The organism is Octadecabacter dasysiphoniae (assembly GCF_021532615.1).
Classification (GTDB): Bacteria; Pseudomonadota; Alphaproteobacteria; order Rhodobacterales; family Rhodobacteraceae; genus Octadecabacter; species Octadecabacter dasysiphoniae.
On record NZ_JAKGAQ010000001.1, the window covers coordinates 1139909 to 1154717 of the forward strand.

Consider the following 14809-nt stretch of genomic DNA (forward strand, 5'->3'; position numbering starts at 1 on the left):
TCAACTATTGGGTGTGTATGGTGTCAGTCTAGCAGCTTAGGGGTGATCCGCATGAAGAATCTGGTGGCAGGTGTTACCGCAGGGCTGTCAGCACATCGCGGGTTGCCGCACCCGTCACGTTGAGGCCTTGGCGGCGTTGAAAATCGCTGATCGCGGCCTCGGTGCGCGCGCCGATCACGCCATCGATTGTGCCCACGTCATACCCGCGTGCGGTCAGGCCGCGCTGGATTGCCAGCCTGTCTTCGCGCGACAGCCCGTTGGCATCGGCTGGAAAGCTGCCTTGCAGCGGGCCCGCGCCACCGATCCGGTCTGCAAGGTGGCCGACGCCAATCGCATACAGATCAGAATTGTTGTAGGTTTTCAGCACGTTAAAGTTGCGCGTGACGGTAAAGAGCACGCCGCCTGCTTGCGGCTGGATCGTGCGACCTGACAGATTGCTTGTGCCAGCCTCAGCGCCCCATGCCAGCCCGCTGCGCCACCCGTTGCGGGCCAGATAACTCGCGGTTGAGGCCAGCGCATCCGCGGGATCATCCCCCCAGATATCGCGCCGCCCGTCGCCAGTGAAATCCACGGCAAAGGATTGATAAGATGTGGGAATGAACTGCGTGTGGCCCATCGCCCCCGCCCAGCTTCCGGTCAGTTGTTCGGGTGTCGTATCGCCGTTTTGCAAAATGCGCAGGGCCGCGATCAGCTGACTTTCATAAAATTCCGCACGCCGCCCTTCAAATGCTAGTGTCGCCGTGGCCGATATGGTCGATATTTGCCCGCGCTTTTCGCCAAATTGGCTTTCCATGCCCCAAATGGCCGTGACGATGCGTTTGTCCACGCCGTATTGCGCCTCGATCGCTGAAAGGGTCGTGGCATGGCGTGCGAAGGCGGCGCGCCCTTTGCTGACACGTTCATCGGATGTCGCGATCGACAGGTATTCCTCAAGCGTGCGGCGCGTCTGGATTTGGGTGCGATCGCGTGTGATGACGCCGGGGATAAAGCCCGCACTGGCAAATGCCGCGTCCAGCGTCGCGTTGGAAATACCAGCGTTCGCGGCGCGGGGGCGGAACCGGGCGACCCATTGGCTAAACGCCGCGTTCTGGGTCGGGCGCAGATCGTCGGGCAGGGACGGCGTCGTGGCGGGCTGGCTCATCGGGGTAGAGGGCGCGCAGGCGGCGATGCCCAATGATCCACAGGCGGTCAGAAAAAGGCGTCGGTTCAATGTCATGTCACACTCCACACTCGTTAGGCCAAGTCTAATCCGGTTGTCGCGGGAATACACTCGCCCTGTTTAGGGTCGGCAAAAAAGCCCGCGCATCAGCGGTGCGCGTTTTCCCAATCTTCAAACATCTGCGGATGTTTGGTTTCAAGTTTGGCCAAGGTTTGCGCGCTCAGCGTCATGTCACTGGGCGGGGACACGTTGCGCTGGGGCAGGTCGATTTTCATCTTTAACCTATCTTCGAGAAACGCGATCAGCAGCGGCATTTGTTCGTATTGAAACAGATGATCAATCATCACGTCGCCATCATTGGTGCGGATAAAACGCGGCGGATAGCCAACCCGCGCCCATTTTGCCGGATCATCAGAGGCGTATTCAGACACGAAATCTTCAAAGGTCATGTCCTTGGTGCTGTTGGCCGCACCGTCTTTGGCGGGACGGGCGCGGTATCGATACCAGCTGCCCAACCAATCCACAGGGTGGCGCAGGACGCAAATTGTTTGCAGATTCGTCAGCCCGCATTTGCCCAGATATGTTTTCAAAAACGCATCGTAGCGAAACCCCGGCGTGTGTTTGAGGTTCGGGGCCTTGCGCAAAACCATGGCCGCCGCGGGCTCTAATGTGGTCTCAAGCGCGGTCGTGCCGGTCTTGGGCAGGGCCAGAAAGACCAGCTTTTCCTTAGCAAAAACAAGCATATACGGCGAACTCCAACAGGTGTGTCTTGTGTAAACTACTCCTTAACCTCTCTGCGTGAAAGCTAGGTTATGAACGATTTTAGTTGAAGTGTTCCTGTTTTGATCTCATAAGGATGAGAACAAGAGGTGAACGAAGCATCAATTGCAGCCCGCTGACGGGCATGGGATAAGGACGAAAATCATGGCAACGGCAGAGCTTTTACAGATGAGTGACAAGAAATCCGCGGACAAGCAAAAGGCGCTCGATTCCGCGCTGGCACAGATCGAACGTCAGTTCGGCAAGGGCTCTATTATGACGCTGGGTGGCAACGCCATCATGGAAGTCGAGAGCACATCAACTGGGTCCTTGGGCCTTGATATCGCGCTTGGTATTGGCGGCATCCCAAAGGGTCGTATCGTTGAGATTTACGGACCAGAATCGTCGGGTAAAACCACGCTGACGCTGCACTGCGTCGCGGAAGAGCAGAAAAAAGGCGGCGTTTGTGCGTTCGTTGACGCAGAACACGCGCTGGACCCGAGCTATGCCAAAAAGCTTGGCGTTAACCTTGATGAATTGCTGATTTCGCAGCCCGACACGGGTGAGCAGGCGCTTGAGATTGTGGACACGCTGGTGCGCTCCGGTGCGGTGTCGATGGTTGTTGTCGACTCCGTAGCGGCCCTGACGCCGAAATCGGAACTCGAAGGCGATATGGGGGATCATTCGGTTGGTGTTCATGCCCGCCTGATGTCCCAGGCGATGCGCAAACTGACAGGGTCCATTTCCCGCACCAAATGTACCGTAGTGTTTATCAACCAAATCCGTATGAAAATCGGCGTTATGTTTGGATCACCCGAAACAACAACGGGCGGCAACGCGCTGAAATTCTATTCCTCCGTGCGTCTGGATATCCGCCGCATTGGCGCGCTGAAGGATCGCGACGAAGTCGTCGGCAACTCAACCCGCGTCAAAGTCGTGAAAAACAAAGTAGCACCGCCGTTCAAGCAGGTGGAATTCGATATCATGTACGGCGAAGGCATCTCAAAGATGGGTGAGCTGATCGATATGGGCGTCAAAGCGGGCATCGTCGAAAAGTCCGGATCGTGGTTTTCCTATGGGGATGAACGTATCGGGCAGGGCCGTGAAAACGCTAAAACCTTCTTGAAAGACAACCCGCATTTCGCAGTCGAGATCGAGGACAAAATCCGCGCCGCACACGGGCTTGATTTTGACGGATCCGAGGACGCACCGATGGGTGACGATGACGGTCTTCTCGAAGAATAAGATCACAACAACATAGCGATTGGGGCGCGGGGGAAACCTTGCGCCCTTTTTGCGTTTGGCACTGTGGACTTGGGGCAGGGTGGCGGCTATTTCATGGGCTGCAATCAATTCGCCTGAAAGTAGTGCCATGACCAGCCTGTCAGACATCCGTTCGACCTTCCTTGATTATTACAAACGTCAGGGACACGAGGTCGTGGCCTCCAGCCCGCTGGTGCCGCGCAATGACCCGACGCTGATGTTCACCAATTCTGGCATGGTGCAGTTCAAGAACCGCTTTACGGGTGTTGAATCCGGTGACTATCAGCGCGCGACGTCGTCGCAGAAATGCGTGCGTGCCGGCGGTAAGCACAATGATCTGGACAACGTCGGTTACACCGCACGCCATCACACGTTTTTTGAAATGCTCGGCAATTTTTCGTTTGGGGATTACTTCAAAAAAGAGGCGATCCCGTTCGCGTGGGAATTGCTGACCAAAGATTTCGGCATCGACAAATCCAAACTGCTGACGACGGTCTATCACACAGACGATGAAGCGTTCGATCTATGGCGCAAAATCGGTGTGCCCGAAGATCGCATTATTCGCATCGAAACGGACGACAATTTCTGGCGCATGGGGCCGACGGGCCCCTGTGGCCCGTGCACCGAGATTTTCTATGATCACGGCGATCACATCTGGGGTGGTCCTCCCGGATCGGCGGACGAAGACGGTGATCGTTTCATCGAAATCTGGAACGTCGTGTTCATGCAGAACGAACAGTTCGAAGACGGCACACTAAAGCCGCTGGATATGCAAAGCATCGACACCGGCATGGGGTTGGAACGCATTGGTGCGCTGCTGCAAGGCGGGCATGACAACTACGACACCGACCTGTTCAAGGCTCTGATTGAGGCGTCTGCCCATGCGACAAGCACTGATCCGTTCGGGGATCAGAACGTGCATCACCGCGTGATTGCGGACCACCTTCGTTCAACGTCTTTCCTGATCGCAGAGGGCGTGTTGCCGTCCAATGAGGGGCGCGGATATGTGCTGCGCCGGATCATGCGCCGTGCAATGCGTCATGCGCATCTGTTGGGTGCAACGGACCCCGTGATGCACCGTCTTGTGCCGGAATTGGTAAAACAAATGGGGGCGGCTTACCCCGAGCTTGGACAAGGCCAGACCTTGATCGAAGACACGCTGCTGAACGAAGAAGTGCGATTCAAGACCACACTGGATCGCGGGCTGAAGCTGCTTGATGATGAACTGGTGAACATGCCCGAGGGCGCCGATCTTGATGGGGCGACGGCGTTTAAGCTCTATGATACGTTCGGTTTTCCGCTTGATCTGACGCAGGACGCGTTGCGCGAAAAGGGGCGCAGCGTGGACACTGACGGGTTTGACGCAGCGATGGCCAAGCAAAAAGAACAGGCACGCGCGGCGTGGTCGGGTACAGGTGCTGCGGCGGATGCGGCGATCTGGTTTGATCTTGCCGATCAGCACGGTGTGACGGAATTCCTCGGGTATGAAACTGAAACCGCCGAAGGCCAGTTGTTGGCGATCGTGAGCGGCACTGACGCGGCCGACAGTGCGACACAAGGCGACACTGTCACGCTGATCCTGAACCAGACTCCGTTTTATGCGGAATCCGGTGGTCAGGTCGGGGATGAAGGTCTGTTGAAAACAGATACCGGCGTTGCACGCATCACTGATACCAAAAAGGTCGCGGGATTGTTTTTGCACATGGCCGAGGTGAGCGAAGGCACGCTATCGCGCGGACAAGGTGCGGAGCTGAGCGTGGATCACGCACGCCGTACGGACATTCGCGCAAACCATTCGGCGACGCACCTGTTGCACGAAGCCCTGCGCGAGGCGTTGGGGGATCATGTGGCACAGCGTGGTTCGTTGAACGCGCCGGACCGATTGCGGTTTGATTTCAGCCACAACGACGCGATGTCGCCCGATCAACTGCGCGGTGTAGAACAGCAGGTCAACGCCATGATCCGCCAGAACACGGCTGTTGAAACGCGGATTATGACGCCGGATGATGCCCGCGACATTGGTGCGCAGGCGCTGTTCGGGGAAAAATACGGCGACGAAGTGCGCGTGGTGTCCATGGGGCGTGCGGACACCGGCAAAGGTGCAGACGGTCAAACATGGTCGCTTGAACTTTGCGGTGGCACGCATGTGCGCCAGACGGGCGATATTGGTGCATTTGTGACGCTGGGCGATTCAGCGTCTTCTGCGGGTGTGCGCCGTATCGAAGCGCTGACAGGTCAGGCCGCGTTGGATTACTTGCAGGCGCAGGATCATCGGCTTGCTGAAACAGCGTTGATGTTGAAGGCGCAGGCAGGGGATGTGCCCGCACGTGTCAAATCCTTGATGGATGAACGCAAAGCGCTCGCCAACGAAGTGGCGCAACTGCGCCGAGAGGTCGCGATGGGCGGCGGTGCGAAGGATGACGCACCCGAGGCCAAGGTCGTGAACGGTGTCGCGTTCAAAGCGCAGGTGATGCAGGGCGTCACGGGCAAGGATTTGCCCGCGATGATCGATGAAATGAAGGCTGCCATGGGCAGCGGTGCTGTGTTGTTGATCGCGGATGCGGATGGCAAGGCGGCAGTGGCCGCAGGTGTCACGGCGGATCTGACTGACAAAGTCAGCGCCGTTGATCTTGTGCGCGCGGCTGTCGCAGAACTTGGCGGAAAAGGTGGCGGTGGCCGCCCTGATATGGCGCAAGGTGGCGGCAAAGACGCGGCAAATGCCGATGCCGCGATTGCTGCGGCTGAGGCAATTATCGCCTGATTGATAGGGGCATCGAACGTAAAGGGGGCGCGCCATGGGACAGGTTATCGAAACCCTGTTGTCGTCATTGGCGAGCTTTTTCGGCATCGAAGCTGCGAAATTCGCGCTGGGGGATATTTTTCCGTTCTTGGTCGTAACTGGCATGGTCTGGTACGGCGGATTGCTGGCCGTGCTTTTGATTGCGTCGGCGGTCTTGCCGAAACGGGAATGGAACGATCCGGTCCCCCTGTGGGAAACAATGGTTTTAGGCGTTCTTGTCTTGGGAATGACGGTCGCGGTCTGGTGGGCCGGATTTTACGTCCTCTTGGTTTTGTAACCGGCCAATGGGTGCCTTTGATCCATAAAAAAGCCCCGCCAAATGGCAGGGCTTTTCAATTATTTCAGAACCTTATCAGTCTTTCTTCGCGTGGCGCTTACGCTCGTGCGGGTCAAGGTAGCGTTTGCGAAGACGGACGGCGCTTGGCGTGACTTCGACCAGCTCATCGTCGTCGATATAGGCAATCGCCTCTTCCAGGGACAAGGTGATGGGCGTGGTCAAACGCACGGCTTCATCCGTACCGGACGCGCGCACGTTGGTCAGCTGCTTACCCTTCAACGGGTTCACTTCAAGATCGTTTTCGCGGCTGTGCTCACCGATAATCATACCGGTGTAGACGTCAACCTGCGCGCCGATAAAGAAACGACCGCGGTCTTCGAGTTTCCACAAAGCAAACGATACGGACGTGCCGTTTTCCATGGAAATCAGAACACCTGCGCGACGGCCCGGGATTTTGCCTTTGTGGGGCGCCCAGTCGTGGAACACGCGGTTGATCACGCCTGTGCCGCGTGTGTCTGTCAGGAATTCGCCGTGATAGCCGATCAAACCACGCGATGGCACGTGGGCGATGATGCGGGTTTTGCCCGCGCCGGCTGGCTTCATTTCAACCAGCTCACCTTTGCGCACACCTGTGATCTTTTCGATCACCGCGCCAGAGTATTCATCATCCACGTCGATTGTGGCTTCTTCGATGGGTTCATGGCGCACACCGTCGATGTCTTGGAACAACACCTGCGGGCGGGAAATCGACAGCTCGAACCCTTCGCGACGCATGTTTTCGATCAAAACACCCATCTGGAGTTCACCTCGGCCAGCAACCTCGAACGCGTCACCACCGGGGGTGTCGGTCACTTTGATCGCGACGTTGGATTCAGCTTCTTTCATCAGGCGTTCACGGATGACGCGCGATTGTACTTTTTTGCCGTCACGACCCGCCAAGGGGCTGTCGTTGATGCCGAAGGTCACTGTAATTGTTGGTGGATCGATCGGCTGTGCAGGGATCGCGTCAACAACGGATTGTTCCGCCAATGTGTCTGCGACTGTTGCCTTCGCCATACCCGCGATGGACACGATGTCACCTGCTTCGGCAAGGTCGATGCCTGTTTGCTCCAACCCGCGAAACGCGAGGATTTTGGTGCAACGGAAGTTTTCGATCAATGTGCCGTCACGCGACATTGCCTTGATCGTCTGGCCCGCCTTCAATGTGCCGGATTCAACACGGCCAGTCAGCAAACGGCCAAGGAACGGATCACCGCCCAGCGTGGTTGCCAGCATCGTAAAGGGTTTTTCTTTGTCGGCGATCTGCGCCGGGGCGGGGACGTGCTTGTGGATCAGCTCAAACAATGCCTGAAGGTCTTCGCGTGGACCGTCCAGCGTCATGTCGGCCCAACCGGAACGACCCGAGGCGTACATGTGCGGGAAATCCAATTGCTCGTCGTTGGCCTCAAGGCTGGCGAACAAATCAAAAACTTCGTCCAACGCGCGGTCTGGTTCGCCATCGGGCTTGTCGACTTTGTTGATCACAACGATTGGTTTCAGGCCAAGCTTTAGCGCCTTAGAGGTCACGAATTTTGTCTGTGGCATCGGGCCCTCGGCGGCGTCTACCAGCAGGACCACACCATCAACCATGGACAAGATACGTTCGACTTCACCACCGAAATCGGCGTGGCCGGGCGTGTCCACAATGTTGATACGTGTGCCTTTCCATTCCACGGATGTGGGTTTTGCGAAAATGGTAATACCACGTTCACGTTCCAGATCGTTGGAATCCATCGCGCGCTCAGTGGTCGCTTGGTTGTCGCGGTAAGTGCCCGATTGCTTCAGCAGTTCATCCACAAGTGTGGTTTTGCCGTGGTCAACGTGGGCGATGATGGCGATGTTACGCAGGTCCATTGGATGTCCTTAGATAGGCATAAAAGCGGGCGCAAAATGCAGCCCGCGGAAGATGTTGGATGGGCCTTAACGTGGTCTTGTGCAAAAGCAAAGGGGGCGCGGTCTGAATCTGTGCGGCTTATGTCGCAACGTACCAGTCTTTGCGGTGATTGAACGTGATGATCATGTTCACGATGAACGCGCCAAGCATCGACAGCAGCACAGCACGGGCATCAAGGATAAAGAACGCGGCAACAAAGATGCAGGCGTCAAACAACAGCTGGGTGAACCCTGCGCGAAATCCAGTGCGGTCCTGAATATATAGCGCAAGAATGCCGACACCGCCCAACGACGCGCCGTGGCGAAAGATCGCCAACAGGCCCGCGCCCGTCAGAACCCCGAACAGCGCGATGCCGTAGTAGGGGTTCAGCGTTTGGAACTGCATCAGGTGCGGAAAATAGATGGAAAACACGGACACGAGGATGACCGAGATCACTGTTTTCATCACAAACCTTGGGCCGATGCGCATGTATCCCAGCCAATAGAATGGCAGGTTCACTAGGAAAAACATCAACGCGAAGGAATATCCGGTGGCGTAGGACAGCAGCAATGCAAGGCCCGCGGTCTGGCCTGTGATCAATCCAAGGTGCGTTAGGATCACGAGGCCGGATGCGGCCATGCCTGTGCCCGTGAGCAATCCCTGTGCGTCTTCCAGCAGCGAATGGCGGCGGGGGCGGTTTTTCGGGGGGATGCTTTGTGCGTTGGCCATGGATCAGACGTATGGGGCGATGTGTGGTCTGTCCAGACAAAAGGGCCACCCGATCGGGCGGCCCTTGCATTGAATGTTCTGGGCTAGATTACCCGAGCGCTTTGTTCAGGTTTTCATCGATCTTTTCAAGGAAGCCCTCTGTGGTCAGCCAGGATTGATCCGGCCCGACCAGAAGCGCCAAGTCCTTGGTCATAAAGCCACTTTCGACAGTATCGACGATGACTTTTTCCAATGTTTCAGCAAATTTTGTCAGCTTTTCATTCTCGTCCAGCTTGGCGCGGTGGCGCAATCCGCCTGTCCACGCAAAGATTGATGCGATGGAGTTGGTTGAGGTCGCTTCACCCTTTTGGTGCTGGCGATAGTGGCGCGTGACGGTGCCGTGGGCGGCCTCTGATTCCACGATTTTGCCGTCGGGTGTCATCAGTTGCGACGTCATCAGGCCGAGCGATCCAAAGCCCTGCGCGACAGTGTCGGACTGCACATCGCCATCGTAGTTTTTACAGGCCCAAACATAGCCGCCGGACCACTTCATGGCGGATGCGACCATGTCATCAATCAGGCGGTGCTGGTATTCAATTCCGGCCTCATCAAACTGGTCTTTGAATTCTTCGTCAAAGATGCGCTGGAAGATCAGCATGAACTGGCCGTCATACTGTTTCAGGATCGTATTTTTGGTGCTGAGGTACACAGGATAGTTGCGTTTCAGGCCGTAGTTGAAAGACGCGCGGGCGAAATCTTCTATAGACTTATCAAGGTTGTACATGCCCATGTAGACGCCCGAGGACGGTGCGTCGAAGACCTCTTCTTCCATGACGGTGCCGTCTTCGCCAACGAATTTCATCGACAGTTTGCCGGGGCCGGGGAATTTCATGTCAACGGCGCGATATTGATCGCCAAATGCGTGGCGGCCAATCACAATCGGCTGGGTCCAGCCGGGCACGAGGCGGGGCACGTTGGAACAGATGATCGGTTCGCGAAAGATGGTGCCGCCGAGGATATTGCGGATCGTGCCGTTGGGGGATTTCCACATCTTCTTGAGACCGAATTCTTCGACGCGTGCTTCGTCTGGTGTAATGGTCGCGCATTTCACGGCGACGCCGATTTCTTGTGTCTTTACAGCAGCATCGATGGTGATTTGGTCATCCGTTGCATCGCGGCTTTCCATGCTGAGGTCGTAATACAGCAGGTCGATATCCAGGTAGGGCAGGATCAATTTGTCTTTGATAAATTGCCATATGATGCGGGTCATTTCATCGCCGTCCATTTCGACGATCGGGTTCGCGACTTTGATCTTATCCATGGGATTAATCCTTTGTGCTGTAGGGCGTTTGGTGCAGCGTTAGCGCATCGTGGGGGCCGTGAAAACCCCTGTATGCAATTGTATACATATTTGTTGTGCGGCCCGTCTTAGGGGCGCTGGCACGGCGTATGGGTCGGGTATGGGTCCGGTATGGTTCTGGTATGGGTCATGATGCGGTTGTTTCAGCGAGAAACCAGTCATCGATACGCGGGGCAAGGGCGAACCAAAGCGCAGGCGCGCCGCGTTTGACCTTAACACCAACGCGGCTGTCGATCTGCGCGCGGGTGACATTGTATTCACGCCAAGACCCGCCGCCGGATTCCAAATTACAGATAAGCGGTTGGGCGCGGTCGATGGATTTGGCGAAAACCGCATCAACGGATTTGGCGGTTTCGAATTCTTCCCAGATGGCGCGAAAGTCATCCCGTTGCGCCGGTGGCAACATGCCAAACAGACGATCCGCTGCCGCGAGTTCCTGTTCTTCGACATCTGCCGCGTCAAAATCCCTGTGGATCGGATTATCGCCCGCGTCGATTTCAACGATGTCATGCAGCAACAGCATCAACAGCACATGATCGATTTTCGCAGCCTCATGGGAATGTTCGGCCAAGGTCAGCGCCCACAGCATGATGTGCCACGAATGTTCGGCAGAATTTTCATGCCGTGATGCATCATTCAGGGTGGTGCCGCGCAGCACGGTTTTCAAACGATCCGCTTCCATCACGAACCGCAGACGCGATGCCATAGGTTCCAGCGGCATCAGCCGGCGTTTGTTCAGCAGGTTGGACGCGTGTTGATAGAGTTCGGGCCAGTCGTCATGCAGATCGCTAAAGCGGCCAGTTTCTTGAATGGCGCGCAGAATGTCGTGATCGACCTGCGTTTGCACCGGATTGGACAGGGCCAGAAACATCGGCGCGGCTTTGTCGATCATGCGGGCATAATGGGCGTCGGCGGTTTTGCCGTCTTCGAATTCTTCCCACAACAGACGGTAGTTCACGGCCTGATCGGCGGGCAGCAGGCCAAAGATGCGGGTGGCCGCGGCGGTTTCTTTGGCGGTGACATCGTCCATATCGTGATCAAGGTGGATCGGGTGATCGCCCGCGTCGATTTCAACGATGTCGTGCACCAACAGCATCTGGATCACGCGGGGGATGTTGGCCCCGCCGGATTGATCGGCAAACACCAGCGCCCACAGGCAAACGTGCCAGCTGTGTTCTGCCGTATTTTCAAACCGCGACCCGTCTGCCAGCGTGTTTGCGCGGACGATGGATTTCAGTTTGTCGGCCTCAACCAGAAAGGCGAGCTGATCGGGGAGCCTGTCGGCGGGCGTGGGAATTGTCATCAAAGGTCCTGAACACAAAAAGGCAGGTTGCAGTGGGTGCGCCATAGATGACCGATGCGCGGCGGTCGATCAAGACGGCTTGGGCAGATCTGCTGTCATTCGGGCACGGGTTGGCAGTGAAGATGGTGCGCGCAGAAGGTTTGTGAAGAAGTGCGGATCAGGAAAGCCGTCCCAAGGATAGAGACCGTGGATCGCGTTTGCGAAGGCTTCGACAATCGCGGGGTCGTGCAGCACGACATCATCACTGGCAAAATCGGTTTTTGTGCGGTTCAGATCGGGGATCGCGTCATAGCCGATGATGCGCCAGTGGTTTTCGGGCAGGTTTGCAAGGGACACAGCAACAATCGCCAGCACGTCAGCATCCGCAAGCGCGATGGTTTTGTCGCCCGTCACGTGGGGGCGCCGGGTGATGAACAGCACCGCATTGTCGGCCTCAACCTGAACGACTTGTGCCAGCGCGTGAGTGCCACTGAGCAACGGGATCAGGATATGATCTGCCTCTTGCACGGTCGTTAGCCTTTGGCGCGCGCTGCCAACATATCGCGCGCACGTTTTTCAGCACGGCGCACCCGCACTGACGTTAGAAACGCCTCTTGCAGGGTTTGGGATGATGCACCGAGGATTTCGGCGACTTGGGCGATGATGGTTTCATCGCCCGAGCGCTTTTCATCCTCAAGCGCGAGCAGTGCGATTTCGTCGGCCATGTCTTCGGTTAAAGCCATTAGCGTGTGTTCTCTGTCAGGCGGCGTTTGACGTAGGACTGAACGCTGCCGATCATGGGATCCATATGGGGATCTTCAAAGAAGTGGCCCGCGCTGGGGACTTCTTCGTGGGTGATGGTGATGCCCTTTTGTTCGTGCAGTTTATTCACGAGGGTCACGGTGTCTGCGGGCGGTGCCACACGATCTGCCGCACCGTTGATGATCAGGCCAGAAGACGGGCAGGGCGCCAGAAAGCTGAAGTCATACATATTGGCAGGGGGCGACACGGAGATGAAGCCCGTGATTTCAGGACGGCGCATCAAAAGCTGCATACCGATCCAGGCGCCAAAGCTGAAACCCGCAACCCAGCAGTGTTTGGAATTGTTGTTCATCGACTGGAGGTAGTCGAGCGCGGAGGCTGCATCCGACAGCTCCCCTATACCTTGGTCGTATTCACCCTGAGAGCGGCCGACGCCGCGAAAGTTGAACCGCAACACGGTAAAGCCCATCTGATAAAAGGCGTAGTGCAGGTTGTAGACGACTTTGTTGTTCATCGTCCCGCCGAACTGCGGGTGGGGATGAAGCACGATGGCGATGGGTGCGTCTTTTTCTTTTTGGGGATGATAGCGGCCCTCAAGGCGGCCTTCGGGTCCGGGGAAGATGACTTCGGGCATACGGTTCCGTTCTTGGTCTGGGGTGCATTGGGCGTCTGTCTATTGTTGACGAAAACGCTCAGGCACCTTAGAAAGATTCTAAACCGCGACGCACACGGCGCGCGGCGGTTGACTTGAGTTAATAGGGTGCTGGGGCCACGTCAACGCCTCCGTGCTGTTCGCGGGGGGCGAAACCCATGAAATTAAGTACAAAAGGGCGCTACGCGATGGTCGCGCTGGCTGATATCGCGCTTCAGCCTGCCGGGACATTGGTGAGCCTTGGGGAATTGTCCAAGCGTCAGGACGTTTCGTTGCCCTATCTGGAGCAGTTGTTTGTGAAATTGCGCCGTGCCGAACTGGTTGAAAGTGTGCGCGGGCCTGGGGGTGGATACCGTTTGGCGAAAGCTGCGTCCGACATTCGCGTTGTCGAAATTCTGGCGGCGGTGGATGAGACGGTGAGCGCGATGCACACGGGCGCGGGTGCATCTGGTGGTGCATCCGGATCGCGCGCGCAATCCATGACCAACCGGTTGTGGGAAGGCCTGAGTGCGCATGTTTACGTGTTTCTGCATCAGACGCGGTTGAGCGATGTTGTGGACAACGGGCTTGCGCCATGTCCTGCGGTGCCAAGTCTGTTCGAGGTTGTGGACGAATGATGCGATGGAATGATCTGGCGATCAGCGCCTGCGGCGCGCGTGGTTGCGCCTGCGGCGGGCGGGGGAGCGCGCTGGCGCGCGCAAAGAAAGAGGGGCGCTGCCCCGCCCTTCGGGCCCCCCAGAATATTTATGAAGCAAAGATGAGGGCCGGCGGCGCGTGATGAAACGGGTGTATCTGGATCACAATGCGACGGCGCCTTTGCGCACCGAGGCGCGCGAGGCGATGATCGCGGCGATGGATATCGTCGGCAATCCCAGTTCGGTGCACGGCGAAGGGCGCGCAGCGACGGCACTGGTGGAAAATGCACGGGCGCAGGTGGCTGTGGCTGTCGGGTGCAATCCGGCCGAAGTCGTGTTTACCAGTGGGGCCACGGAAGCGGCCAGTGTTCTGGCGACGCACAAGGACGGGCGGGACGTGTTGGTGGATGAAACCGCCCATGATGCGCTGTGGGCCCATGATCACGCCGGGGCATGGATGGATCAACGCACCGGCCACCTGTTGGCGATGGGGCTGGCCAATTCCGAGACGGGGGTGATTACACAACCACCAGAGAAAACAGCTGAGGGGTGGCCTGTACGCGATGCCGGATCCTTTGCGCATGCCGATGTGTTGTTGCTGGATATTACGCAGGCGGTCGGGCGCATTCCGTTTTCGTTCGCGTGGTCGGGTGCGGATTTGGCCGTGCTATCCGGGCACAAGTTTGGCGGACCCAAGGGGGTTGGTGCGCTGATCGTGCGTGACAACTTTGACATTGGTCCGCTGAGCGTCGGGGGCGGGCAGGAAATGGGCCGCCGGTCGGGCACCGAAAACATCATCGGGATCGCAGGATTTGGTGCCGGCATCGCGGCCGCCATGCGTGATCTTGAGGCCGGGGTTTGGGACCAAGTCGAGAAACTTAGAAATATTCTAGAAACTGGGGTTGAGGCTGCGTCAAAGGAGACTATTTTAGTCGGGAAAGAGATGCAGCGGCTCGCGAACACGTCGTGTTTGTTAACGCCGGGCTGGAAGGGCGAAAGCCAAGTGATGGTGATGGATCTGGCGGGCTTTGCCATTTCAGCCGGATCAGCCTGTTCCAGCGGTAAAGTTAAGGCCAGCCGTGTGTTGCAGGCCATGGGATACAATGAGGCCGATGCGGCGAGCGCGATCCGCGTGTCGCTCGGGCCGCAGACAACTGAGACAGATGTGACACGGTTTGTGGACGTCTGGACTGACAAATTGAATAAGCACCGCTTTCGGGCGGCATGATTTAGGGGCGCA

At 57.2% G+C, this 14809-nt stretch carries 14 protein-coding genes; 5 read left to right on the plus strand and 9 right to left on the minus strand.

Annotated features, from left to right (window positions below; translation table 11 throughout):
• Window positions 1–73: 73 nt before the first annotated feature.
• Window positions 74–1216, minus strand: a complete 1143-nt coding sequence (locus tag L0664_RS05555; protein WP_235224626.1) for a lytic murein transglycosylase — start codon at window positions 1214–1216, stop codon at window positions 74–76.
• A gap of 89 nt (window positions 1217–1305) precedes the next feature.
• Window positions 1306–1902 (minus strand): sulfotransferase family protein, encoded by a 597-nt coding sequence (locus tag L0664_RS05560; protein WP_235224627.1) that lies wholly within the window; start codon window positions 1900–1902, stop codon window positions 1306–1308.
• A gap of 181 nt (window positions 1903–2083) precedes the next feature.
• Between L0664_RS05560 and recA the strand changes: the two genes are divergently transcribed.
• The 3 genes from recA to L0664_RS05575 all read left to right on the plus strand — a co-directional run bounded on the left by recA (window position 2084) and on the right by L0664_RS05575 (window position 6258).
• Window positions 2084–3163: a recombinase RecA gene (gene recA / locus L0664_RS05565; RefSeq protein WP_235224628.1), complete on the plus strand. Its 1080-nt coding sequence runs from the start codon at window positions 2084–2086 to the stop codon at window positions 3161–3163.
• Between the two features lie 127 nt (window positions 3164–3290).
• Window positions 3291–5942 (plus strand): alanine--tRNA ligase, encoded by a 2652-nt coding sequence (alaS, locus tag L0664_RS05570; RefSeq protein WP_235224629.1) that lies wholly within the window; start codon window positions 3291–3293, stop codon window positions 5940–5942.
• A 34-nt stretch (window positions 5943–5976) separates the two neighbouring features.
• Window positions 5977–6258, plus strand: coding sequence for a hypothetical protein (locus L0664_RS05575; protein WP_235224630.1), 282 nt, complete (start codon window positions 5977–5979; stop codon window positions 6256–6258).
• A gap of 75 nt (window positions 6259–6333) precedes the next feature.
• Here L0664_RS05575 and typA read toward each other — a convergent pair whose 3' ends face one another.
• The 7 genes from typA to L0664_RS05610 all read right to left on the minus strand — a co-directional run bounded on the left by typA (window position 6334) and on the right by L0664_RS05610 (window position 12916).
• Window positions 6334–8151, minus strand: coding sequence for a translational GTPase TypA (gene typA / locus L0664_RS05580; protein WP_235224631.1), 1818 nt, complete (start codon window positions 8149–8151; stop codon window positions 6334–6336).
• Between the two features lie 118 nt (window positions 8152–8269).
• Window positions 8270–8899: a YitT family protein gene (locus L0664_RS05585; protein ID WP_235224632.1), complete on the minus strand. Its 630-nt coding sequence runs from the start codon at window positions 8897–8899 to the stop codon at window positions 8270–8272.
• A gap of 88 nt (window positions 8900–8987) precedes the next feature.
• Complete coding sequence (locus L0664_RS05590; protein ID WP_235224633.1) at window positions 8988–10199, minus strand: NADP-dependent isocitrate dehydrogenase; 1212 nt, start codon at window positions 10197–10199, stop codon at window positions 8988–8990.
• A 166-nt stretch (window positions 10200–10365) separates the two neighbouring features.
• On the minus strand, window positions 10366–11541 hold the full coding sequence (locus L0664_RS05595; protein WP_235224634.1) for an HD domain-containing protein: 1176 nt from the start codon (window positions 11539–11541) through the stop codon (window positions 10366–10368).
• Window positions 11542–11610: 69 nt separating this feature from the next.
• Window positions 11611–12048 carry a hypothetical protein gene (locus L0664_RS05600; RefSeq protein WP_235224635.1) on the minus strand — a complete coding sequence of 146 codons (438 nt, stop codon included), beginning with the start codon at window positions 12046–12048 and terminating at the stop codon, window positions 11611–11613.
• 5 nt (window positions 12049–12053) lie between these two features.
• Entirely contained in the window at window positions 12054–12263 is a 210-nt protein-coding gene (locus L0664_RS05605) for a hypothetical protein (protein WP_235224636.1), read from the minus strand.
• Entirely contained in the window at window positions 12263–12916 is a 654-nt protein-coding gene (locus tag L0664_RS05610; protein WP_235224637.1) for an alpha/beta hydrolase, read from the minus strand. Before L0664_RS05610 ends, L0664_RS05605 begins: the two co-directional genes overlap by 1 nt.
• Before the next feature lie 176 nt (window positions 12917–13092).
• Between L0664_RS05610 and iscR the strand changes: the two genes are divergently transcribed.
• Window positions 13093–13551 (plus strand): Fe-S cluster assembly transcriptional regulator IscR, encoded by a 459-nt coding sequence (gene iscR / locus L0664_RS05615; RefSeq protein ID WP_235224638.1) that lies wholly within the window; start codon window positions 13093–13095, stop codon window positions 13549–13551.
• Window positions 13552–13711: 160 nt separating this feature from the next.
• On the plus strand, window positions 13712–14797 hold the full coding sequence (locus L0664_RS05620) for a cysteine desulfurase family protein (protein WP_235224639.1): 1086 nt from the start codon (window positions 13712–13714) through the stop codon (window positions 14795–14797).
• Window positions 14798–14809 lie beyond the last annotated feature (12 nt).

What these genes read in the sequence shown, in the direction of transcription:
- L0664_RS05555 (WP_235224626.1), bottom strand. Translation starts at nt 1,216, where the DNA reads ATGACATTGAACCGACGCCTTTTTCTGACCGCCTGTGGATCATTGGGC.
- L0664_RS05560 (WP_235224627.1), bottom strand. Translation starts at nt 1,902, where the DNA reads ATGCTTGTTTTTGCTAAGGAAAAGCTGGTCTTTCTGGCCCTGCCCAAG.
- recA (WP_235224628.1), top strand. Translation starts at nt 2,084, where the DNA reads ATGGCAACGGCAGAGCTTTTACAGATGAGTGACAAGAAATCCGCGGAC.
- alaS (WP_235224629.1), top strand. Translation starts at nt 3,291, where the DNA reads ATGACCAGCCTGTCAGACATCCGTTCGACCTTCCTTGATTATTACAAA.
- L0664_RS05575 (WP_235224630.1), top strand. Translation starts at nt 5,977, where the DNA reads ATGGGACAGGTTATCGAAACCCTGTTGTCGTCATTGGCGAGCTTTTTC.
- typA (WP_235224631.1), bottom strand. Translation starts at nt 8,151, where the DNA reads ATGGACCTGCGTAACATCGCCATCATCGCCCACGTTGACCACGGCAAA.
- L0664_RS05585 (WP_235224632.1), bottom strand. Translation starts at nt 8,899, where the DNA reads ATGGCCAACGCACAAAGCATCCCCCCGAAAAACCGCCCCCGCCGCCAT.
- L0664_RS05590 (WP_235224633.1), bottom strand. Translation starts at nt 10,199, where the DNA reads ATGGATAAGATCAAAGTCGCGAACCCGATCGTCGAAATGGACGGCGAT.
- L0664_RS05595 (WP_235224634.1), bottom strand. Translation starts at nt 11,541, where the DNA reads ATGACAATTCCCACGCCCGCCGACAGGCTCCCCGATCAGCTCGCCTTT.
- L0664_RS05605 (WP_235224636.1), bottom strand. Translation starts at nt 12,263, where the DNA reads ATGGCTTTAACCGAAGACATGGCCGACGAAATCGCACTGCTCGCGCTT.
- L0664_RS05610 (WP_235224637.1), bottom strand. Translation starts at nt 12,916, where the DNA reads ATGCCCGAAGTCATCTTCCCCGGACCCGAAGGCCGCCTTGAGGGCCGC.
- iscR (WP_235224638.1), top strand. Translation starts at nt 13,093, where the DNA reads ATGAAATTAAGTACAAAAGGGCGCTACGCGATGGTCGCGCTGGCTGAT.
- L0664_RS05620 (WP_235224639.1), top strand. Translation starts at nt 13,712, where the DNA reads ATGAAACGGGTGTATCTGGATCACAATGCGACGGCGCCTTTGCGCACC.